Annotated in this window: 19 protein-coding genes; 13 read left to right on the forward strand and 6 right to left on the reverse strand. The window is 74.5% G+C overall.

Annotated features, from left to right (window positions below; all coding sequences use genetic code 11):
- Positions 1-79 precede the first annotated feature (79 nt).
- Positions 80-1066, forward strand: coding sequence for an ArsR/SmtB family transcription factor (locus FH609_RS29650; RefSeq protein WP_139675268.1), 987 nt, complete (start codon positions 80-82; stop codon positions 1064-1066).
- A gap of 104 nt (positions 1067-1170) precedes the next feature.
- Here FH609_RS29650 and FH609_RS29655 read toward each other — a convergent pair whose 3' ends face one another.
- On the reverse strand, positions 1171-3339 hold the full coding sequence (locus tag FH609_RS29655) for a SpoIIE family protein phosphatase (protein ID WP_139675271.1): 2169 nt from the start codon (positions 3337-3339) through the stop codon (positions 1171-1173).
- A gap of 197 nt (positions 3340-3536) precedes the next feature.
- Here FH609_RS29655 and aspS point away from each other — a divergent pair, with 197 nt between their 5' ends.
- Positions 3537-5306 carry an aspartate--tRNA ligase gene (gene aspS, locus FH609_RS29660; RefSeq protein WP_139675274.1) on the forward strand — a complete coding sequence of 590 codons (1770 nt, stop codon included), beginning with the start codon at positions 3537-3539 and terminating at the stop codon, positions 5304-5306.
- Positions 5307-5446: 140 nt separating this feature from the next.
- Here aspS and FH609_RS31305 read toward each other — a convergent pair whose 3' ends face one another.
- Complete coding sequence (locus tag FH609_RS31305) at positions 5447-6799, reverse strand: serine/threonine-protein kinase (protein WP_193318118.1); 1353 nt, start codon at positions 6797-6799, stop codon at positions 5447-5449.
- Positions 6800-6878: 79 nt separating this feature from the next.
- Entirely contained in the window at positions 6879-7307 is a 429-nt protein-coding gene (locus tag FH609_RS29670) for a tellurite resistance TerB family protein (RefSeq protein ID WP_226962047.1), read from the reverse strand.
- Between the two features lie 274 nt (positions 7308-7581).
- Between FH609_RS29670 and FH609_RS29675 the strand changes: the two genes are divergently transcribed.
- Both FH609_RS29675 and FH609_RS29680 read left to right on the forward strand, forming a co-directional pair.
- Entirely contained in the window at positions 7582-8376 is a 795-nt protein-coding gene (locus FH609_RS29675) for a MerR family transcriptional regulator (RefSeq protein ID WP_139675277.1), read from the forward strand.
- On the forward strand, positions 8373-9188 hold the full coding sequence (locus tag FH609_RS29680) for a hypothetical protein (protein WP_139675280.1): 816 nt from the start codon (positions 8373-8375) through the stop codon (positions 9186-9188). The genes FH609_RS29675 and FH609_RS29680 overlap by 4 nt, the downstream gene beginning before the upstream one ends.
- Positions 9189-9321: 133 nt before the next feature.
- On the opposite strand, the gene FH609_RS29685 is transcribed toward FH609_RS29680, so the two are convergent.
- Positions 9322-9927 (reverse strand): TetR/AcrR family transcriptional regulator, encoded by a 606-nt coding sequence (locus FH609_RS29685; protein WP_139675281.1) that lies wholly within the window; start codon positions 9925-9927, stop codon positions 9322-9324.
- 97 nt (positions 9928-10024) lie between these two features.
- Between FH609_RS29685 and FH609_RS29690 the strand changes: the two genes are divergently transcribed.
- From FH609_RS29690 to FH609_RS29700, 3 genes are read left to right on the forward strand one after another with little or no spacing between them, the layout of a single operon-like run.
- On the forward strand, positions 10025-10504 hold the full coding sequence (locus tag FH609_RS29690) for a nuclear transport factor 2 family protein (RefSeq protein ID WP_139675284.1): 480 nt from the start codon (positions 10025-10027) through the stop codon (positions 10502-10504).
- A complete protein-coding gene (locus FH609_RS29695) occupies positions 10501-10803 on the forward strand; it encodes a heavy-metal-associated domain-containing protein (RefSeq protein ID WP_139675286.1) in 303 nt (100 codons plus the stop codon). The genes FH609_RS29690 and FH609_RS29695 overlap by 4 nt, the downstream gene beginning before the upstream one ends.
- The gene (locus tag FH609_RS29700) at positions 10800-11375 is read left to right on the forward strand and encodes an anthrone oxygenase family protein (protein ID WP_139675288.1); all 576 of its coding nucleotides are present in this window, start codon (positions 10800-10802) and stop codon (positions 11373-11375) included. The genes FH609_RS29695 and FH609_RS29700 overlap by 4 nt, the downstream gene beginning before the upstream one ends.
- 8 nt (positions 11376-11383) lie before the next feature.
- On the opposite strand, the gene FH609_RS29705 is transcribed toward FH609_RS29700, so the two are convergent.
- On the reverse strand, positions 11384-11758 hold the full coding sequence (locus FH609_RS29705; RefSeq protein WP_139675290.1) for a cupin domain-containing protein: 375 nt from the start codon (positions 11756-11758) through the stop codon (positions 11384-11386).
- Between the two features lie 276 nt (positions 11759-12034).
- On the opposite strand from FH609_RS29705, the gene FH609_RS29710 reads away from it, so the two are divergent.
- The 6 genes from FH609_RS29710 (at position 12035) to FH609_RS29735 (ending at position 19328) form a co-directional block, all read left to right on the forward strand.
- Positions 12035-12457 carry a MarR family winged helix-turn-helix transcriptional regulator gene (locus FH609_RS29710; RefSeq protein WP_139675293.1) on the forward strand — a complete coding sequence of 141 codons (423 nt, stop codon included), beginning with the start codon at positions 12035-12037 and terminating at the stop codon, positions 12455-12457.
- Positions 12458-13089: 632 nt separating this feature from the next.
- Entirely contained in the window at positions 13090-14085 is a 996-nt protein-coding gene (locus tag FH609_RS29715; protein WP_139675295.1) for a DUF5996 family protein, read from the forward strand.
- Positions 14086-14353: 268 nt separating this feature from the next.
- Positions 14354-14950 (forward strand): DUF1707 and DUF4190 domain-containing protein, encoded by a 597-nt coding sequence (locus tag FH609_RS29720; protein WP_226962048.1) that lies wholly within the window; start codon positions 14354-14356, stop codon positions 14948-14950.
- Positions 14951-15888: 938 nt separating this feature from the next.
- On the forward strand, positions 15889-16740 hold the full coding sequence (locus FH609_RS29725) for a DNA-formamidopyrimidine glycosylase family protein (RefSeq protein ID WP_139675296.1): 852 nt from the start codon (positions 15889-15891) through the stop codon (positions 16738-16740).
- Between the two features lie 237 nt (positions 16741-16977).
- Positions 16978-17952, forward strand: coding sequence for a glycosyltransferase family 2 protein (locus FH609_RS29730; RefSeq protein ID WP_139675298.1), 975 nt, complete (start codon positions 16978-16980; stop codon positions 17950-17952).
- Positions 17949-19328 carry a polysialyltransferase family glycosyltransferase gene (locus FH609_RS29735; protein WP_139675300.1) on the forward strand — a complete coding sequence of 460 codons (1380 nt, stop codon included), beginning with the start codon at positions 17949-17951 and terminating at the stop codon, positions 19326-19328. The genes FH609_RS29730 and FH609_RS29735 overlap by 4 nt, the downstream gene beginning before the upstream one ends.
- Positions 19329-19527: 199 nt before the next feature.
- Here the strand turns inward: FH609_RS29735 and FH609_RS29740 are convergent, their stop codons facing one another.
- Entirely contained in the window at positions 19528-20769 is a 1242-nt protein-coding gene (locus FH609_RS29740) for an acyltransferase (RefSeq protein ID WP_139675302.1), read from the reverse strand.
- Positions 20770-20825 lie beyond the last annotated feature (56 nt).

The raw sequence follows: 20825 nt of genomic DNA on the forward strand, positions 1-20825 counted from the left end.
CAACTCGACGGGTGACGGGGTTTTCGACCTCCGTCGAAAGGCCCTTGTCGGGACGGGTGTGGGGAGCCACCATCGGCCCATGGCCGGCGTGCTGCGCATCCACTTCACCGAACGCGACTTCCGGCACGTGCAGTTGGCGAGGTCGGCGGACCCGATCTGGGAGGCGATCCTCGGGCTGCACGTGCTCACCGGCCCCCGGCACCGGCTGCCACGGCACCTCGGAACGTGGCGACGCCGGGCGGCGGAACGGCTCGGGAGCGCACGCCTGCGGGCCGCCTGCCGGCTGCTGAACGACCTCGCGCCGGCGGACGCGCCCTACTTCCCCGACTTCCTGACCCCCGCCGAGTCGGAGGAGGGGATGTCCGCCGCCCTGAGCACCCTGCGGGCCACCTCCGACGCCCGGCTGGCGCGCGAGCTGCGCGAGGCGGCCAGGCACCGCGCGCTGCCCCGGTGGACCGGACAACTCGCCTCGGGTGACCGGGAGTTACTCGGCCGGGTGGCGGACGCCCTGCTCCGCGTCCACACCGAGCTGGTCGCGCCCGACTGGAGCCGGGTCGCCGCGACCGTCGCCGCCGACGCGGAGCGGCGCGCGGTCGCGCTGGAGGGCGGCCTGGTGGCGCTGTTGGCGGGGCTGCCGCCCTTCGTCTGGCGGGACCCGGTGCTCACCGCGCCCTATCCCGTGGACTTCGACCTGCGCCTGCGGGGGCGCGGGCTCCGGTTGATCCCCTCCTTCTTCTGCCACACCACGCCGATCGCCGTCGCCGACCCGGCCCTGCCGCCGGTGGTGGTCTATCCGGTCTCCCGGGAGCCCCCGACGCCGCCGGCGGCCGGGCGGCAGGCGCCGGCGCTCGCCGCGCTGCTCGGCGCCAGCCGGGCCCGCGTGCTCGGCGCGCTCACGGTGGCCTCCACCACCGGCTCCGTCGCCGCCGGCCTGGGGCTGTCCGCGTCCTCGGTCAGCGGCCACCTGAAGGTGCTGCGCGCCGCCGGCCTGGTCGAAAGCCGGCGGGACGGCGCCCGGGTGACCCACCGGCTGACCAGTCGGGGCCACCACCTGCTCGGCCACTGAAGCGCCCGCCGGGCCGCCGCCCCGGCCCGCCGAAACCGCCGCCCCCGGCCCGCCGAAACCGGCGCTCCCGGCTGAGCCCGCCCCGGCTGAGCCCGCCCCGGCGGTCAGGCCGTGCCGAGGCCGGAGTGTTCGCCCAGTTCGAACCAGGTCGTCTTGCCCTCGCCGCGCGGCTGCGCGCCCCAGGCGTCGGCCAGCTCCTCCATCAGCAGCAGCCCGCGCCCCGACGAGGCCAGCTCGCCCGGCTCCCTGCGGTGCGGCAGCTTGTCGGAGGAGTCGGTGACCTCGACGCGCAGCGTGCGGCTGCCCGCCACCCCGCTGACCTCAGCGACCATCAGCGCGTCGCCGTCCGTGTGGGTGAGCACGTTGGTGACGATCTCCGACAGCATCAGCACCGCGCCGTGCACCACGTTCCGGTCGGACCAGTCGTAGAGCAGCGAGGCCAGCTGCTCCCGCGCCTGGCCGATCCTGGCCGGCTCGGACTGCCCCACGTTCAGCACGAAGCGCCGCACCGGCGTCCCGCCGCGCGGGACCTGGCGGCCGGTCGTCTCGCGGCGCAGCAGGAGCAGCGCGATGTCGTCCTCGTTGCCGTGCGCGCCCGGCGGGCGGCTCTCGGTGGCCGAGCGTTCCTCCTGGTCCTGCACGTCGAGGACGGAGATCGACTCCAGCAGGGTGTCAGCGAGCTGTTCGAGGCCGGTGCCGGGAACGCCGGCGGCCGCCCTGCGCACCCGTTCCCAGCCGGCGTCCAGGTCGCGCTTGCCGGTCTCCAACAGCCCGTCCGTGCACAGCAGCAGCGTCTCCCCCGGCTGGAGGCTCAGCCGGGTCACCGGGTAGTCCAGGCTCGGCTCGATGCCCAGCGGCGGGCCGCCGTCCGTCGGGCGCCGCTGCATGGCGCCGTCGTCGAAGAGCAACGCCGGCTCCGGGTGCCCGGCCCGCGCCATGTCGAAGGTGCCCGAGCGCGGGTCGGCCTCCACATACAGGCAGGTCGCGAAGCGCCCCTCGCCCAGCGACTCGTTCGGCACCGCCGCCATCTCGTCGTCGCCGGCCGGCCGGGGGCTGAGCGAGGCGAGAAAGCGCGACGCCCGGCTGAGCACCGCGTCCGGGTGGTGCCCCTCCGAGGCGTAGGCGCGCAGCGCGATCCGCAGCTGCGCCATCACCGCCGCCGCCCGTACGTCGTGCCCCTGAACGTCGCCGATCACCAGCGCCACCCGGCCCGAGGGCAGCGGGATGACGTCGTACCAGTCGCCGCCGACCTGGAGCCCGGCGCCGGTCGGCACATAGCGCGCCGCGATCGCGAGCCCCGGCACCCGGGGCATGGGGCTGGGGCCCATCGCGTGCTGGAGGTCGGCGGCCAGCTCGCGCTCGGTGTCGTTGAGCGTGGCCCGGGACAGCGCCTGGGCCACCATGCGGGCGATGCTGGAGAACGTGGAACGTTCCTCCCAGTCGAACTCCAGCCGGTAGTCGAACGCGGCCAGCCACACCCCGATGGTGCGGCCGGCGACCACCAGCGGCAGATACGCCCAGGAGCTGCGCTGGAGGGGCGCGATCACCGGCCAGATCTTCGGGTAGCGCTGCGCGTACTCCTCGGGCGAGGACACATAGACCGCCCGGCCGGTGCGCATCACCTCGGCCGCCGGGTAGTCGGTGTCCATCGGCATCGGGAAGCCCATGTCGCTGAAGTCCAGCTCCCGGCCCTGGTAGTCGAGCATCCGCAGGTGGTCGCCCTCCCGGTCGTAGACCGCGACCCCGTCGGGCGTGAAGCCGGGCATGGCCAACGTCGAGACGACGCGCAGCACTTCGCGCACGCTGTTGGCCTCGGAGAGCGCCTGCCCGGTGCGGAGCACGAAGGTCTCCCTGGCCCGGGTGGTCTCCCAGTCGCCGCCCAGCTCCCGCTCGTCGGAGGTCGGCGTCTCGGTGAGGGTGCCGACCAGCGCCAGCGAGCCCTCCTCGCCCCCGTCCAGCTCGCGCGGCTCCAGGATGCGCAGCCGGGTACGGAGCCGCGTGGTGACCTCGTTGTCGGGGCCGATCAGCCGGAACTCGACCTCCCTGGGCCCGCTGCCGGGCCCCTCGCTCGCCGCGATGGCCAGCACCCGCTCGATGACGGCGAAGTCCTCGACATGGATGCGGGCCCGCACGGTGGCCTCCGTCAGCACCACGGGCTCGGCCGCCAGCCCGAACAGCTCGGCGGCGACCGCGTCCATGGTGACCACGCCCCGGGCGTCGTCCCAGGTCCAGATACCGACCCGGGCGGCGGCCAGCACGTCCTCCGTGCGCATACCGCCGAATCTATGCCGTTACCGAGCCTTTCGCCCTCTTCTCGACCGGTATGGGAAAGGTTTCGCCCGGGTCGTCGCCCGGGTCGTCGCCCGGTCCGATACGCCGGGGGCGGACCCGATACGCCGGGGCGGCGGGTGTGCCGGCACCGGTAGTCTGAGCCCGTTCCCCGGAATCTCGTTGACGACTTGGACTCACGATGCATCGGTACCGGTCCCACACCTGCGGCGAACTGCGTTCGGCGGACATCGGAACGGATGTCCGGCTGGCCGGCTGGCTGCACAATCGCCGGAACCTGGGCGGCATCCTCTTCATCGACCTGCGGGACCACTACGGCATCACCCAGTTGGTGGTCCACCCGGACGCCCCCGGGGCCGGCCCGGTGCTGGAGCGGCTCAGCTCGCTGAGCAAGGAGTCCGTGCTGCGGATCGACGGCCGGGTCGTCGCCCGGGGTGCCGAGAACGTCAACCCGGAGCTGGCCACCGGCGAGATCGAGGTCGAGGTGGCCGAGGTCGAGGTGCTGGGCTCCGCCGACCAGGTGCCGTTCACCATCAACACCGAGGACGGGGTCAACGAGGAGCGCCGCCTGGAGTACCGCTTCCTCGACCTGCGCCGCGAGCGGATGCACCGCAACATCATGCTGCGCTCCGCCGTCATCTCCGCGATCCGCGCCAAGATGACCGGGCAGGGCTTCACCGAGCTGTCCACGCCGATCCTGTCGGCCACCTCCCCCGAGGGCGCCCGCGACTTCCTGGTGCCGTCCCGGCTCCACCCCGGCACCTTCTACGCGCTGCCGCAGGCCCCGCAGATGTTCAAGCAGCTGCTGATGGTCGCGGGCTTCGACCGGTACTTCCAGATCGCGCCCTGCTTCCGCGACGAGGACGCCCGCGCCGACCGCTCGCCGGGCGAGTTCTACCAGCTCGACGTCGAGATGAGCTTCGTCGAGCAGGAGGACGTCTTCGGGGTCATCGAGAAGGTGATGACCGAGCTGTTCGAGGAGTTCGGCGGCGGCCGCCACGTCACCTCCCCGTTCCCGCGCATCCCGTTCCGCGAGGCCATGCTGAAGTACGGCTCGGACAAGCCGGACCTGCGGGCCAGGCTCGAACTGGTCGACGTCTCCGACGTGTTCGCCGGCTCCGCGTTCAAGGCGTTCGCCGACAAGCACGTGCGCGCGCTGGCCGTGCCGGACACCGCCGCGCAGCCGAGGAAGTTCTTCGACCAGCTCGGCGAGTTCGCCGTCGCGCAGGGCGCGCAGGGCCTGGCCTGGGTGCGGGTCGGCGAGGAGGGCCAACTCACAGGGCCCATCGCGAAGTTCCTCACCGAGGAGAACGTGGCCGCGCTCACCGAGCGGCTGGCCGCCGGCCCCGGCACCGCGATCTTTTTCGGCGCCGGCGCCTTCGACGAGGTGTCGAAGATCATGGGCGCGGTCCGCGTCGAGGCCGCCAAGCGGGCCGGCCACTTCGAGCAGAACGTGTTCCGCTTCTGCTGGATCGTGGACTTCCCGATGTACGAGCGGAACGAGGACACCGGCGCGATCGAGTTCTCGCACAACCCGTTCTCCATGCCGCAGGGCGGCCTCGAAGCGCTCGACAAGCAGGACCCGTTGGACGTGCTGGCCTGGCAGTATGACATCGTCTGCAACGGCATCGAGCTGTCCTCCGGCGCGATCAGGAACCACGAGCCGGAGATCATGTACCGCGCGTTCGAGATCGCCGGCTACTCCCGCGAGGAGGTGGAGCGCGAGTTCGGCGGGATGCTCCGCGCCTTCCACTACGGCGCGCCCCCGCACGGCGGGATCGCGCCCGGCGTGGACCGGATCGTGATGCTGCTGGCCGACGAGCCCAACATCCGCGAGACGATCGCGTTCCCGCTCAACGGCAACGCGCAGGACCTGCTGATGGGCGCGCCCAACGAGGTCAGCGAGGCGCGGCTGCGCGAGCTGCACCTGTCGCTGCGCAAGCCGAAGTAGCCTGCGGCTCGCTGGGGTTGGGGGGCGGGCCCCGGCGCGCCGCCGGGGGGCGCGGGGCGCGCCGGGCGCTCCAGGGGCGCGGGCCTTGGCGGGCGGCGCGGGGCCTCGGCGGGCGGCGCGGGCCTTGGCGGGGCGCGCCGTCAGGGTGCGCCGGCGCCCGTCCGGCGGGCGGTGAGGTCGCGGTGGGCGAAGGCCGCGAGGGTCAACGCCGTGAGCAGGTAGAACAGCCACATCCCGTAGCGCAGCGGCTCCGGCTCGCCGTCGAAGTACGGCGGGCTGGACGTCGCCCGCCAGGCGAGGCACAGCACGGCGAGCGCCGCCCCCGCATAGCCGGCGGCGCGGGCACGCGGCCCGAAGCGGGAGTCGAGGAGCGCCGTCGCGGTCAGCACCGCCGCCAGCCCGAGGACGGCGCCGACCGAGGTGACCGCCCCCCAGGTCAGGGTGGACTCCCCGTCGATGTCCCGTATCCAGACGTAGTACGGCGGCTTGGCGAACGACTCGAAGACGGTCTCGTACACGTGCCTCCCGGTCTGGAACCCGGGCCGGGACAGCACCAGCGCGTAGAGCACCAGCAAGACCACCGGCGGGGCGAGCCGTTGCGACCAGGCCCGCCGCCCCGGGCTTCCCGGCCGCCCGGGGCTCCCCGGCGCGGGCACCGTCACGCGCGCCGTGGGCGTGCGCGGCCCGCGCGGGCGCCGCGACGCCTTCGAGCCGGCGAGCGCCCGGAGTTGGGCGGCGCACTCGGTGGCGGTGGGCCGCTGCTCCTGTTGGGCGGAGGTCATCCGTTCGAGCAGGGTCCGCAGCGGCTCGGGGAGCGAGGCCCGCACCTGCGGCATCAACTGCCCGACCGGCAGCCGGTGTCCGGTCAGCTTCTCCACCAGGACGATGCCCAGCGCGTACATGTCCGAGGCGGATGTGGCGGCCCGGCCCTGGAGCTGTTCCGGCGCCATGTAGGCGGGCGTGCCGAAGTAGTGGCCGGTGGCGGTGGCGGTGCGGGTGAGCGAGTCGTCGTCGCGGGCGATGCCGAAGTCCATCAGCACGGTGCGCCCGTCCGCGCAGATCATGATGTTGGCGGGCTTGACGTCGCGGTGCACGATGTTGGCCGCGTGCACGGCGGCGAGCGCCTCCGCCACCCGCGCGCCGGTGGCCTCGACGGATGCCACGGCGGCGAACTCCCAGGTGGCGCCGTCCAGTAGCTCCATCACGAGGTACGGCAGGGGTTCGTCCCCCTCGCCCTCGCCGTCGGCCGCGCCGTCGGCCGCGCCCGCGTCGTGCACGGTGACGATTCCGCCGTGGCGCAACGCCGCCAACGTGCGGGCCTCGCGGGCGAACCGCCGCGCCGCCTCCGGGTGGTCCCACCCCCCGGTGACGAACTTGACCGCGACCCGGCGGCCGAGGGTGCGGTCCTCCGCCTCCCAGACCTCGCCCAAGCCACCCCTGCCCAGCAGGCGTTCAACGCGGTAGCGATCACCGACGACCATGCCCTGCCGCACTCGATCTCCCCCTGGTCGCAGCCGAGTTACCGAAGTCGTCAACCTAGTGCAGAAGCGAACGGGTCGGCAGCGGAGATGATCAGGGGCCGAACTCGGTGGGCGAGACGTTGAGCAGTTCGCAGACCTCGTGGATCACCTGGCGCTCGGCGTGCGCGTAGTGCCCGTCGGCGCCGGCGATCACCACGCCGGTGCGGATCACGGCCCTGGCCAGCGCCGGATGGTCCCTGACCTTGGCGATCTCCCGCAGCACCCCGCCCCTGGCCCGCCGGAAGTCACCGCTGAGCCGGTCGATGTGCCGGTTGAAGAGGCGGAGCAGCTGGTCCGGCGGGAAGTGCTTGAGCCGTTCGTGCCCCGCGATCAACGACTCGACGCGCTTGCGTTCGGCCGGGTGAACGGACCCGTCGGCCGTGGCGACCAGCGCGCACATCGCCATGCTGGCGTCCCGGTAGGGCGCCCCTCGGAACGCGGCCTTGCGTTGCGCCAACCAGTCCTGGATCTCCTTGCCCACCGTGCAGCCCCCCTCGTGCCGTCGAAGCGATTATTCCGCAACGGAGAGCCCTCGGGGAGCGGCCGCTCCCCGAGGGCTCCGGGCCACGAGGCGGCTCGTCAACGCCGGTCCTCCGCCCGGAAGTTCGCGGGGGGGTACTCCTCGGTCCGGAGCGGGCGGGGCACGGCCCGTGGGCGAACCGTCGCGAACCGGCGCGAAACGGCGCGAACCGGCGGTGGGAGAGCCCGGGCGCGGCGCTTGACCCTGACGCGACGGCAACGTCTCTACTGGGGCCATGCGCATCGGAGAGCTGGCCGCGCTGGCCGGGGTCACCCCACGGACCGTGCGGCACTACCACCACATCGGGCTGCTGCCCGAACCGCGCCGCACCGCCGGCGGCTACCGGGTCTACGGACTGCGCGACGCCTACCGCGTGGTGCGGGTGCGGCGGCTGACCGCGCTCGGGCTGAGCCTGGACGACGTCCGCGACGTGCTCGCCGACGACAGCGGCGTCGAGCTGCGCGAGGTGCTGACCGAACTCGACGCCGAACTCGCCCGCCAGGAGACCGCGATCCGGCTGCGCCGCGCCCGGGTGGCCGAGCTGCTGGCGGAGGCGGGCCGGCACGAGGAGTTGCCGGCCGAGGGGCCGGTCTCGCCCGAACTCGCCGCGCTCTTCCGCCGGATGCGCCAGACGGCCACCGGGCTGACCGGGCCCGAGCCGGCCTCGGCGGTCCGGGAGCGGGAGTTGATGACGCTGCTGGAGGGAACGGCGGGTGACGAGGCCGACGAGCCCTGGCTGACCGGGCTGGCCGGTGCCTTCGGCGACGACCCGGCGGCGATGGAGGCGGCCTACCGGATCTACGAGCGGCTCGACGCGCTGGCCGATGCCGCCGAGGACGACCCACGGGTGGAGCCCCTTGCCGTGGCCATCGCGGAGATCGTGCCGGATGCGGTGGTGCGGCTGGCCGGGGACGTCGAACCGTCCGAGCCGACCGGCCCGTTCGCCGAGGCGTTCTTCGCCGACCACAGCCCGGCGCAGGGCGCCGTCATCCGCCGGGCCATGCGGCTGCTCGCGGAGCGGGCCCAATGAGCGCGGCGCGACCGGCGGAGCCGGCCGGCTCGGCCGGCTCCGCGGAGCCGGCGGGGACGGTGGGGCCGGCGGGGACGGCCGGTTCGTCGGGGACGGCCGGTTCGTCGGGGCCGACCGGTGCGGCCGGTTCGGCGGAGCCGGCTGAGGCGGTGCGTTCCGAGGGCGTGGTCGAGCCGGCGGAGGCCGGCTCGGCAGGCGCGGCCTGGCGGGGCGCGCGCCGGCTGGCCCGGCACCAACTGCTCCTCCTCCGCTGCCTGGTGCGCTGGCTGCTGCGCCGGGGCCCACACGGACGGCGCGCGGGGGACCGGGCGTTCGGCTATGCGCAGGCCGAGTCCCCTCTCTTCTGGATCATGTTGACCGTCTCGGTGGTGGAGACGGTGGCGCTGGCTCTCCTGATCCCCTGGCCCCTGGTGCACGCGATCCTGCTGGTGCTGGGGGTGTGGGGAACGTTCCTCGCCGTGGAACTCCGCCTCTCCTGTGTGGTCCGGCCCCATCTGGTGGGCGCCGACGGCTCGTTGCGGCTGCGCTATGGCGCGCTGGTCGACATCCGGGTGCCGGCCGAGCAGGTCTCGGACGTGCGGGTCAGCCGCCGCTTCCGCTCGGGCGGGCTGCTCGCCCTGGACCCCGAGACGGGCACCGCCGACCTGGCCGTCGCCGGCCAGACCACCCTGACCGTGGAACTCACCGCCCCCGTCACCTTCCACCGCCCCCTGGGCCGCCCCGCGACGGCCCGCCTCATCCGCTGTCACGCCGACGCCCCCGAGGCGCTCGCCGAAACCTGGCGCGCGGCCAGCGGGGCCACGGCGCGGTGAACGAGCGGGAGGCGCGGCGGCCCGGCCGGTGGGTGCCCCGCCCCGGCCGGTGACCGCGCCGGTCCGGCCGGCGGGGCCACGGGCCGGGCGGCCAGCCGTGATCGCCGGGCGGTCGTTCGGAGTCGCCGGGCGGTCAGGCATGATCGCGGGCGGTCAGCAGCCGGGCCAGCCCGACGTGGAGGGCGGCCAGTGACTCGGTCGGGGTGAACTGCCCGGCGCTCGCCTCCCTGGCCGCCGCGTGGGCCAGCGCGATGGCGGCGGAGGCCAGCCAGGGGGCCGGGGGGTCGGGGGCGAACTCGCCGGTGCGCTGGCCGCGTTCGATCAGGGCGACCAGCCGCTCCAGCAACGGGAGGTGCCGCCGCGCATCCTCCTCCGAGCCCTCGGCCTCGGCCGCCTCGGCGGCGACCTCGGCGAGGGACGGATAGCTCTCCGCCGCGCGCCAGCTGGCGTCCATCATCCGCCGCAGCGCCTCCAGGGCCGAGTCCGCGCCCTGCTCGGCCGCGTCCATCGCCGCGACGGACTCCTCGGCGGCGCGGTCCAACACCGCGTTCAACAGGGCGCGGCGCGACGGGAAATGGGCGTAGACCGTCTGGCGGGTGACGCCGGCGGCGCGCCCGATCGCGGCGACGCTGGCGTCCGGCCGCTCGGCCAGGACGGAGACGGCGGCCTCCAGGATCGCCGTGCGACTGCGCTCCGCGTCGGCTCTGCGCCGGCGGGTGGAAGTCTGTTCATCCAACATCTCTTACACCCTTGTCAAAGTTGCTGTCGCGAGATACCTTACAGGAGTGTCAAAGATAAGGCGAGCGCCGGGGGCGCGCGTCGGGAGGGGCGGATCGATGGACGTCATGGGTGGAGTGGTGCCGGAGCGGTTCCTGGTGGACTTCTACACCTCGTTGAATCGCGCGATCGTCGCGGACGACGCCGACCTGGCGGCGGTGGCCGACCGGTTCTTCGCGCCGGAGTGCGTGGAGGTCTCGGACGGCATCCGGCTGGACCGGGCGAAGCTGCTGGCCCATCTGGGCCCGGTGCGGCTCATGTTGCGGTCTCGGGCCGCGCCCCGGTTCGAGGTGCACGAGGCGCTGGCCGACGGCGCGCGGATGGCGGCCAGGTTCACGATTCACCTCGCGCCTGACGGGCCCTCGGGCCAGCGGGCTGGTCCGTCGTCGTCCCGGAGCGCTCCGGGCGAGGCGGGGACGGGCTCGGCGGGCGGTGCGGGCGGCGGCGCCTCGGCGATCGACGTGATGATGCTCGGGGAGTGGGGGCCGGACGGTCGGCTGCTCCGGAGCCACGGCCTCACCCGGGAGGTGACCCGATGAGCGCCGAAGTCCCGGCCGTGATCGAGGAGTTCCGGGTGGTCGGCATGGCCTGCCGGCGCTGTGCCCGAGTGGTCGACGGCGAGGTTCGTGGTCTCGAAGGGGTGCTGGCCGTTGCGGTCGACGTCCAGGCCGACCTGCTCACGATCATCGGCGAACGCCCGGTGGACGCCGCCGCGTTGCGGGAGCGGCTGGCGCGGCACGGGTATCGGCTTGCGCCGCCCACCGAGACGGGGGCGGTGTCCGCCGGGGCGGGGGCGGTGTCCGCCGGGGCCACGAGGGCGTCGGAGGGTGACCGATGACGGGGGAACGGCTGGCCCGCTGGTCGCGTTGGCTGCGCGGCGTCGCGGTGCTCTGCTCGGGGCTGTTGGCCGGGGCCTTCGGCTATGGCGCGCTCAGTGTGGCCCCGACCTTCCGCGAGGTTCCGCTTGAGCTGCGGCTCTCCTTCCATGCCGAGCTGATGCGGGCCAACAGCGTGGTGATGCAGTCCGCCATGGTCGCCACGGTGATGGCGGCGCTCGCGGTCACCGCGCTCTCCCGGGGCCGCGCCCGGCTGTTGGCCGGCGCGGCCACGGCGCTCGCGGTGGCGTCCCTGCTGATCACCCGGCTGGGCAACGTCCCGATCAACGGCCGGATCAGGGACTGGGTGACGACCGGTCCGCCGCCGGACCACGCCGAGCAGCTGGCCCGTTGGGAGGCGTTCAACAACCAGCGCTCTCTCGCGGCGCTCACGGCCTTCGCGCTGCTCCTGTGCGTCGCCCTCGCGCCGAAGTTCGCGGCGGGGCTCGCGGCGGGGCTCGCGACAGACGGACCGTCGTCGGGGCGAGGCCGCGCCGGGCGGTCGGCGGAGCGAATACCCACCCCGACCGGGTAGTTGGCGCGTCACCGCGCCCAGGGGACGGGGCGGCTCGTGGCGTCGCCCGAGATGGCGGCCCGGCCGTCGGCGGCCATGGCGACCAGGGCCTCGGCGGGTTCGTCGGACGGGCAGTTCACCTGGCGGGCCACCCCCGCCGGCAGGACGACGGTCTGCCCCGCCCGCGCGGTGTGGGTGGCGCCCTCGGCGGTGATCTCCAGGGTTCCCCGGGTCAGCATCCATACCTGCTCGCGGTCGATGGTGTGCTCGGGACCAGAGGCGTTCGGAGCCATCTCCACGCGCCAGGTGCTGAGTTCGGCACTTCCCAGACTGGGCGAGGCGAGGGTGGTCATGGTGGCGCCCGGGGTCGTGACGGGGTCAGTGGGCGCGGTGATGACATGCATCGTTCGGTTCTCCTTGGAGGGGAGGAAGGGAGGGATGAGGGGCCTCATCTGACGGGCCCCGGGTGGTGAGTTGGTGGAGCGGGCCGTGAGCCGGCACCCCGGGAAGGGCGGTGAGTAAAGTTGATTTACTCTTGCGTCAGTAAAGCAGCTTTACTCGCGAGATGCCACCATGTCCCCGTGGATGGAGAAGGCCAACCTGAGGAACGTGTGGATCGTCCTGCGGGCGGAGGTGTCGAGGACCCTCTGGCGCGGTTCGAGCTGGTCTTTCTGTTGGGCATGGGATTTCAGTTGCTGCTCAACGAGTTCAGCCGTCGCCTCGCCGAGGTCGGGTACGCCGAGCTGCGCCCCGTGCATGGGATGGCCTTCCAGGCCCTTCGGGGGCACGGGGCCACCAGCAGCGAGTTGGCCGAGCGCCTCGGCGTCACCAAGCAGGCGGCGGGGCAACTGGTCAAGGAGTTGGAGCAGCGCGGCTATGTCCGGCGCGAGGCGCATCCGGCCGGCGGCCGGCGCAGGTTGGTGGTGCTCACCGAAGCGGCGGTGCGCCATCTGGAGGTGGCCGGGGGCATCCTGCGGGAACTGGAGGCGGAGGCGGCACAGCTTGCGGGGCGGGATGATCTCGACACGCTGCGCGGGGAGTTGACGCGTCTGATCCACGGCATGACCGACGAGGCGCTGCCTCCGCTGCGACCGATCTGGTAACGCGGCGGGCCGCCGCGCGTTGCCGCGCCGCCGGGCGGCCCGGCGGCCTGGCGGCCGCGACGGCGCGGGGTGGTTGCCCACGGGTCCGGCGCGGGGGTCGGCCCGGCGGCCGGTGGGTCCGCTCGCGGGCGAGCCCGCGCCCGGGAGGGGCACGTTCCCGCGAGCGTCTTGCCGCCGCGGCCATCCGCCGGGTGGGTCGGCGTTGTGGGTCGCGTTTCGCCGCGCGGGGTGGGTTCGTTCGCCCTCCGCGGCGCACCGTTCCGCTGCGCGGTCACGCCCACGAGGCGTTCCCGTCCCGGGAGGCGCGGCCGGTCCGCTGGACGCGGCCCCGCCCGGTGCCCGCCGGCCCGCCGGCACACCGGCGCCGGGCCGGCGCTCCGCGCTGCCCGGGCCGCTGCCCCGGGCGGGAGCGCGCCGGGGCCCGTCGGGGTGCCGTTCCCGGCCGGGGAGGCGGCGGTGCGCGGGCGCCCCTTCGGGGCCGCGCCTCCTGCCCGGCCGGGGGCCGGGACCCTGATCGCGGCATGGGCGGCGGGGGCGGCGGGGGCACCGGTTGGGGGTGTTGGGGGTGCGGTCGGTGGTGGGCGCGGCCAGTCTGAGGGGAGAGGTGCGACAGGCGGGAGGTGCCGGTGGTGGTGACAACGACCGAAACGCGACGGGCCGGGACGGCCGGGCCGGCCGACGAGCCCTTCGCCTCCCTCCCCCTCGACGACTGGGCCGAGACCAAGGAGACCCTGCACCGGCTCCTCCAGGTGGTGGGCAAGATCAGGTTGGCCGCCAGCCCGCAGCGCAACCACTGGTGGAACGTCCCCTTCCACGTCACCGGCCGGGGCCTGACCACGCGGCCCATGGGCCAGGTGGACGGGAACCCGATCTTCACCATCGACTTCGACCTGGTCGCGCACGTCCTGCTGATCGCCACCCTCGACGGCCGGCAGCTCTCGTTTCCGCTGGCCGGCGAGTCGGTCGCCGACTTCTACCGGCGGGTCCTGGCCGGGCTCGGCGACCTCGGCGTGCGGGTGGAGATCGACCAGCCGCACCCGTTCGACCTGCCCGACCTGGACCGCCCCTTCGACCAGGACACCGAGCACCGCGCCTACGACCGCGCCCAGGTCGGCCGCTACTGGCGGCTGTTGAGCCAGGTGAACCTGCTGCTGGAGGAGTTCGCGGCCCGGTTCTCCGGCAAGGTCAGCCCCGTTCACCACTTCTGGCACACCATGGACATCGCCCACACCCGCTTTGGGGAACGCCGGATCGACCAGGCGCCCGAGGTCAGCCGGGTGGCGCGCGAGGCGTACTCGCGCGAGGTGATCAGCTTCGGCTTCTGGTTCGGCGACGAGACCGTGCCGGAGCCCGCGTTCTACGCCTACACCGCGCCCGAGCCGGCGAGCCTCGCCAAGGAGCCGCTGGCCCCCGACCCCGCACGATGGGTCACCCGGGAGGCCAACGGCCATCTCGCGGTCCTCACCCTCGACGACGCCCGGGCCCAGGGCGACGCCAGGGCCGCCGCGCTCCGCTTCTACGAGAGCGCGTACCAGGCCGGGGCGCGCCAAGCCGGTTGGGACATCGAGGCGTTGGCGTGTCCGGGCGGCATCACCGACCCGGTCCGTTCCGCCCCGCGCCACGGCTGACCCGGCGAACCCCCGCGCCCGCGCCCGTCCCCGGCGCCGGCCGTTTCCCGCCCTGGTGCGCCCGCGCCTGGTGAAGCCGGTGGACGGAACTCCCCCGGTGCGCCAGCATGGATAGCGCGGGCACGGACAGTTCGCCGGCCGCCGGCGCGGGAACCTTCGGGACGTCCCGGGCGTCGTCAGTTCAGGGGAACGGCCGGTTCCGACGGGGCACCGTCGTCGACGGCGTGGTGGCGGGTGCTTCGAGCCGGCGTGACTGGGGAGGGTGCAGATGTCGATGCAGAACTGGCAGGGCGGGCCGCCCGAGCAGCAGGGCTATATGCGTGCCTCGGACAGCGATCGGGAACGCGCCGCCGATGTGCTCAAGGCCGGCTTCGCCGAAGGCCGCCTGACCAAGGACGAGTTCGACGACCGGGTTCGCCGCCTCCACGAGACCAGCACCTACGCCGAGATCCAGCCCCTGCTCGCCGACCTGCCCCAGGGCCCGGTGCCAGGACCGGTCAGCCCGTACGCGCCGACCACGTTCGGGCCACCCATCATGCCGTCCGTGGTCATCCACCGCCCGCCGGCCTACGGGCCGGTCCCCGGCGGCCCGCGCCCGATCTACCACGCGCCACGGCCGATGCCCTTCCCGCCGCCGCCCCAGACCAACGGCAACGCGGTGGCCGCGATGGTCTGCGGCATCTCCTGCTTCTTCACCTACGGCCTGACCGCCATCCCCGCCGTGATCCTCGGCCATCGGGCCAGGGCGACGATCCGCCGCACCGGCGAGACCGGCGACGGCATGGCGCTGGGCGGGCTGGTCATGGGCTACCTCTCCCTGGCGCTGATAGCGATAGGCATCGTGCTGCTGGTCACGCTGGCCTGACCCATGCCCTGACCGGGGCTCCCCGGCCGGGCCGGCCTGAACGGTTGCCCTGGCCGGGCCGGCCCGGCGGGTCCCGGCCTGGTGGCCCAACCGCCGCGCCTCCGGCGGCTTCCCCCTCCCGGGCCCGGCGGCGCCTCCCCCCGCCCCTGCGCTCCCGGGGTTGCCCCGGTCCCCGATACGTTGGCTCGATGGGAGCCCCCGTGCGGTACGACCGCCCCGGTCACACCAGCCGGGCCCCGGCGGGCCCGCAGGCCCGACTCCCCGCTCGACCTGCCGGCTCGCCCAGCCCATGGACCTCCCGCCGGCCCGCACTCCGCCCGCCGTGCCTCCGCTGGCTGCCGGGTCCACCGTCCAGGTCGGCCGACCTGGACGGTGGACCCGGGACGCCACCGGTCTCCGTCAAACCCGTTCCCGCCGGGGCCCCGCCCTCCCCACCGGATCGGCCGGCCCGGGACCGGGCCGCGCCCGCCGGGACCCGGCCGCACCCGGCCCGCTCCGGGCCGCACCCCGCTCGCCCCGCCGCCCCACTCGGCCGGCTGCCCCGCTCGGCCCGCCGCCCGAGGCGCCCCGCCGGGCCTGCCGGCCCCGAGGCCCCCGGGCCCGCAGGGGCCCGGCCGCGCCCGGTCCGCTCTTGGCCGGCGCCCCTCTCGGCCAGTCCGCCCGGCCACCCTCCCCGCTCGCCCAGCCCGCCCGGGGCCCGGGGCCCAGCCGCGCCCGCCCCGGGACCGCCCCGCTCGCCCCGCCGGCCCGAGGCGCCCCGCTCCCGGGACCGCCCCGGCGGCCCGGGCCGGCGGCCCCTCCCCGCCGGGCCCCGACCCAAGCGGCCCAGCAGGCCCGACTCCCCGCTGGGCCCGCCGGCCCGAGGCGCCCCGCCGGCCCGAGGCGCCCCGCTGGCCCGAGGCGGCCCGCCGGCCCGAGGCGAGGCGCATCATGGAGGGGTGCCCGAGGGAGACACCGTGTGGTTGACGGCCCGGCGGCTGCACGGCGGCCTCGCCGGGCGGACGCTGGTCCGCTCGGACCTGCGCGTTCCCCGGCTGGCCACCGTCGACCTGCGGGGCCGCGCCGTGGTCGAGGTGGTGCCCCGGGGCAAGCATCTCCTCACCCGCGTCGAGGGCGGCCTCACCCTCCACTCCCATCTGCGGATGGACGGCGCCTGGCGGGTCTTCGCGCCCGGCGAGCGCTGGCGCGGCGGCCCGGCCCACCAGATCAGGGCCATCCTCGGCACCGAGGAGAACACGGCCGTCGGCTACCGGCTCCCCGTGCTCGAACTGCTGCGCACCGCCCGGGAGTCCACGGTCGTCGGCCATCTCGGCCCCGACCTCCTGGGTCCCGACTGGGACCCGGACGAGGCGCTCGCCCGGCTGCGCGCCGCGCCCGAGCGGCCGCTCGGGGACGCCCTGCTCGACCAGCGGAACCTGGCCGGCATCGGCAATGTCTACATGGCCGAACTGTGCTTCCTCGCCCGCCTCACCCCCTGGACCCCGGTCGGGGAGCCGCCCGTGGCGGAGGCCCTCCCACGCCTGGTGGACGAGGCGGCCCGGCTGCTGGCCCTCAACCGCGAGCGCTTCGACCGGATCACCACCCCGCCCGGCGAGCGCCGGGCCCGGCTCCATGTCTACGGCCGGGCCCGCCAGCCCTGCCTGGTCTGCGGCACCCCGATCCGGGTGGTCGCCGACGCGCACGGCGAGCCCGGCCGGGAGCGCCCCACCTACTGGTGTCCGCGCTGCCAGCGGGGCCCGACGCTCCCCGACCCACCCCGCGCCGCACCCCGTAAGACCGCACCCCGTTAGCCCAGGCCCCCGTTAGCCCAGGCCCCCGTTAGCCCAGGCCCCCGTTAGACCGGGCCCGTTAGCCAGCACCCAGACGCCCCGCGCCCCTACCCCGTCGGGACGCCGCTGACCAGCGGAAATGCGGTGACTCACCGAGCGTACACACATGGTTCACCACCGGGTCATCTCCCCTTACCCTGGACCGCTGATCAGGTGTTTACCGTCGCATGGACTCTGCCTACGGCTTCTGGAAACCTGGTGCCAAAACTTTCTGTCATCGTCGCCTGCCACAACGTGCAGGATTTCCTGCCCACCACCCTGCGCGGACTGGCCAGGAACGCCGGCCCCGAGACGGAGTTCATCCTGGTCGATGACCGTTCCGTCGACGCCACGGGGGAGATCCTCGGCCGGGCGGAGGGGGAGCTGGCACGGTCCAGAGTGATCAGGCACGAGACCAACCGGGGCATCTCCCAGGCCCGCAACACGGGCATCGAAGCGGCCAACGGGGAGTACGTCACGTTCCTCGACGGCGACGACTGGTACGCCCCCGGCTACCTGGACCAACTCGTCGAGGCCATCGAGGAGTTGGACTGCGATCTGGTGCGCACCGACCATGTGCAGTCGACCGCGCGCCGGCGCACGGTGGTGCGCGCGCCCTCCCCGCGCCGGGACGTCGTCTTCGACCCCAGGGACGCGATCGGCCCGGCCGACCGCAAGACGATGGTCGACTACCCGTTCGTCTGGGCCGGGATCTTCCGCCGCTCGCTGCTGGAGGAGCGCGGGCTGCGCTTCGAGACGGGGCTGCGCACCGCCGAGGACCGGTTGTTCACCTGGCAGACGCATCTGCGCGCGCGCAGCATGGCCACGGTCGGCCTGCTCGGCGTCTTCTACCGGCGCGGCGTCACCACCTCCCTGACCCAGATCAAGGACGAGCGGCAGTTGGACTTCCTCCCCGCCCACGACCGGATACTCGCCGACGTGGTCGAGGACCGGGAGGCGGAACGTTTCCTGCCGAAGATCGTCCGCACCTACTGCGCGATGATCGCGTTCCACGCCGCCAACGTGGACGGCTACGAGCCGGCGGCGGCCCGGCGGTTCAAGCGGGAGGCGTCGGCGGCGCTGCACCGCTTCCCGCCCGACCTGTTGGAACGCACGCTGACGGCGATGGGCGAGGAACGCGGCCGGGTGCTGCGGCGCCTGGCCGGCCGGAACCGGAAGGCGGTCATGGCATGAGGCGCGGCACCGGCGGGCGCGCGCGGCGCACCCAGCTCTTCGAGGTCTCGACGCTCTACGGCGCCGCCACCCTGGCCGCCGCGCTGGACGCCGGCCTCTTCGGCCCGCGCGGCACGGCCGAGCGGGTGCTGCTGGTCTCCAACAACGCCGCCGTCCCCGAGACCGCCACCGGCCTGCCGGAGATGGCCGGTTGGGACGCGGTCTCCGCCCGCTTCGACCGGGTGCTGGACTGGAACGAGGCGATCCGCCCGTTCCACCCAGGCGACTGGCGCCCGCTGGACCGCGACGCCCCGCTCTGGCAGCGGCTGCTGCGCCGCTACTGGGACCTGGGCGAGGGGCCCGTCGAGCTGGTGGTGGAGTCGGTGCACGCGGTGCCGGCCGCCGCGCTGGCGACGATCTTCTCCGACGCGGACATCCATGTGTACGCGGACGGGCTGATGAGCTACGGACCGACCCGGGACCGGCTGCCGGTCACCACCGCCTGCCGCCTGCGCCGGCTGCTCCATCTCGACCTGGTGCCCGGGCTGCGCCCGCTGCTGCTCGCCGAGCACGGCACCCCGGCCGAGACGGTGCCCAACGACGCCTTCCGCACGGTGCTCGACGAGATCACCCGGGCGACCCCCAAGCCGGCCGGCGAGTTGGGCGTCGAACGCCCGGCGGTGCTGCTCGGCCAGTATCTGGCGGCGCTCGACATCCTCACCCAGGCCGAGGAGGAGGCGCTCCACGAGCGGATGTTGCGCGGCGCGGCCGTCGCCGGCTTCCGTTCCGTGGTGTTCAAGCCGCACCCGACGGCGCCGGCCCAGTACTCGCGGGTGTTGGAGAAGGCGGCGGCGGAGGCCGGCGTCCGGCTGACCGTGCTGGACACGCCCATGCTCGCCGAGTCGGTCTTCGCGCACCACCGGCCCGGGCTGGTCGTCGGCTGCTTCTCGACCGCGCTGCTCACCGCGTCGGTCTACTACGGGCTGCCGGTGGCGCGGGTCGGCACCGAGCCGCTGCTGGAGCGGATCACCCCGTACCAGAACAGCAACCGCATCCCGTTGACGCTGGTCGACGCGCTGCTGCCGGATCTGGAGGTGGCGCAGAAGGGCGAAGTGATCACCGACCGGTCGGAGTTGGCCGGGAACGTGGCGCCGCTGATGCGGACCGTTGGCTACTGTATGCAGGCCAAGACCAACCCGACGCTGCGCGCCGACGCCGAGCGGTGGCTGGCCGCCGAGTTGGGGCCGTCGACCCAGCGGTACTTCAAGCGGGCCCGGCTCACCGCGCTCGCGCTGCCCGGCGGCTTCGGCTCCCATCTGGCCCGGCAGCTCCCGGGCAGCGCCGCCGCGCTCCGCGTCGCCCGGCGCGTGCGCAAGGCGACCCGCGCCAAGCGGTGACCGCGCGCCGGCCGGGCGCGCGGTGAACGACCGCCGGCCGGGCGCGTATTGAACGGGCGCGCGCCGGGCGCGCGTTGACTGGCCGCGCGCCGGCCGAGCGGGCGCGCGCCGGCCGAACGAACGAGCGCCGGCGCCCGCGCCCCTCGCGAAGGGGGGCGCGGGCGCCGGCGTGTGTGTAAGCGTGGGGCGCGCCCGGCGCTCAGCCGAGGTAGCGGCGCAGCCCGAGGCGGCCCCAGAGGAGGCTCGCCGCATAGGAGATGCCGACGGTCACCGCCAGCATCGCCGGCAGGAAGAGCGCGACCTGCCCGACGGAGAGGTCGGGCTCCACATAGCGGTCCACCAGCTCCTCGACCAGGATGACGTGCACCAGATAGGCGCCGAGCGCCGCGTTGGCGAGCCGATTGACCAGCGCGCGGCGGCGTTCCGGGACCCGGACGCGGACCAGCAGCAGGATCACGCAGGCGCTCAACACCGCGACGAACGGGTGGGCGTTGGGGATCACATAGTGGATGTCCGTGTTGTACCAGACGATCCCGGCGACCGCCGCCAGCGCGGTGCCGACCAGCGGCCAGCGCCAGCGCCTCGGGACCGGCCGGGCGGCGGAGAGCAGGAAAGCGCCGCCGATCGCGTAGATCACCGAGTAGGTGCCGAAGCCCCAGCCGACCCGGGGCGTCTCCCAGCCGGTGACCTCGTGCACGGTGGTCAGCGCCGGGCCGAGCCCGGCCAGCGCCAGCAGCAACAGGCCGAGCCCCCAGGGGCGTTGCCCGGCGCGCAGCAGCACCACGAAGCCCAGCATCACCACGATGGGCAGGTAGGCGTACATGAACCACAGGTGGTAGGCGGGCTGCACCGAGTCGAAGAGGGAGTCCACCGCGAGGTCGACGATCGGGTCCTCGTTGCGGTCGCGCGCCCAGGCCCAGGCCAGGTAGAGCGCGGTCCAGACGAACATCGGGACGGTGTTGCGGATCAGCCGCTGCCACAGTCGGCCGCTGGTCTTGGGCGGGGCGCCGGCCACCACCGCCCAGCCGGCTATCGCGAAGAACACCGGGACGGCGAAGGAGGTGGCGGAGTCGCCCACGAAGCCGGCCCAGTACACCGGTTCGCCGGCGGAACGCTGCTGGTCGACGGCGTGGATCAGGGCGGCGCAGGTGTGGGTGACGATCACCGCGCAGGAGGCGATCAGGCGCAACAGGTCGATGTCGAAGCGGTGTTCCCGCGCCTCCTTGGGCGCGGGCGCGGCCCCGGGCGTCGTCGCCGACCCGGGGGCCGGCGCGGGTGTTGCCGTTGCCGCGGGTGTTGGCGTTGGCTCGGTGGCGCTCGCCTCGGCCGGCTCCCCGGCGGCCGGCTCCCCGGCGGCCGGGGCGCCGGCGTCGGTTGACGTGTCGGTTGAGGCGTCGGTTGAGGCGTCGGCTGCGGTGTCGGTTGGCGTGTTGGTCGGCATGTCGCTCGGGTGGTTCCCCTCGTCGGGTCTCGTCGGTCTCGGGTTGCCTGGGGGGA

It is taken from the genome of Streptomyces sp. 3MP-14, from assembly GCF_006334905.2.
In the GTDB taxonomy this organism is placed as follows: domain Bacteria; phylum Actinomycetota; class Actinomycetes; order Streptomycetales; family Streptomycetaceae; genus Streptomyces; species Streptomyces triticirhizae.

Excerpts from the sequence above, each read along its gene's own strand:
- FH609_RS29655 (WP_139675271.1), bottom strand. The coding sequence starts at position 3,339 with ATGCGCACGGAGGACGTGCTGGCCGCCGCCCGGGTCGGTATCTGGACC.
- FH609_RS29680 (WP_139675280.1), top strand. The coding sequence starts at position 8,373 with ATGAGCGCGGCGCGACCGGCGGAGCCGGCCGGCTCGGCCGGCTCCGCG.
- FH609_RS29705 (WP_139675290.1), bottom strand. The coding sequence starts at position 11,758 with ATGCATGTCATCACCGCGCCCACTGACCCCGTCACGACCCCGGGCGCC.
- FH609_RS29700 (WP_139675288.1), top strand. The coding sequence starts at position 10,800 with ATGACGGGGGAACGGCTGGCCCGCTGGTCGCGTTGGCTGCGCGGCGTC.
- FH609_RS29650 (WP_139675268.1), top strand. The coding sequence starts at position 80 with ATGGCCGGCGTGCTGCGCATCCACTTCACCGAACGCGACTTCCGGCAC.
- FH609_RS29685 (WP_139675281.1), bottom strand. The coding sequence starts at position 9,927 with ATGTTGGATGAACAGACTTCCACCCGCCGGCGCAGAGCCGACGCGGAG.
- FH609_RS29695 (WP_139675286.1), top strand. The coding sequence starts at position 10,501 with ATGAGCGCCGAAGTCCCGGCCGTGATCGAGGAGTTCCGGGTGGTCGGC.
- FH609_RS29690 (WP_139675284.1), top strand. The coding sequence starts at position 10,025 with ATGGACGTCATGGGTGGAGTGGTGCCGGAGCGGTTCCTGGTGGACTTC.
- FH609_RS29720 (WP_226962048.1), top strand. The coding sequence starts at position 14,354 with ATGTCGATGCAGAACTGGCAGGGCGGGCCGCCCGAGCAGCAGGGCTAT.
- FH609_RS29740 (WP_139675302.1), bottom strand. The coding sequence starts at position 20,769 with ATGCCGACCAACACGCCAACCGACACCGCAGCCGACGCCTCAACCGAC.
- aspS (WP_139675274.1), top strand. The coding sequence starts at position 3,537 with ATGCATCGGTACCGGTCCCACACCTGCGGCGAACTGCGTTCGGCGGAC.
- FH609_RS29735 (WP_139675300.1), top strand. The coding sequence starts at position 17,949 with ATGAGGCGCGGCACCGGCGGGCGCGCGCGGCGCACCCAGCTCTTCGAG.
- FH609_RS29710 (WP_139675293.1), top strand. The coding sequence starts at position 12,035 with ATGGGATTTCAGTTGCTGCTCAACGAGTTCAGCCGTCGCCTCGCCGAG.
- FH609_RS29675 (WP_139675277.1), top strand. The coding sequence starts at position 7,582 with ATGCGCATCGGAGAGCTGGCCGCGCTGGCCGGGGTCACCCCACGGACC.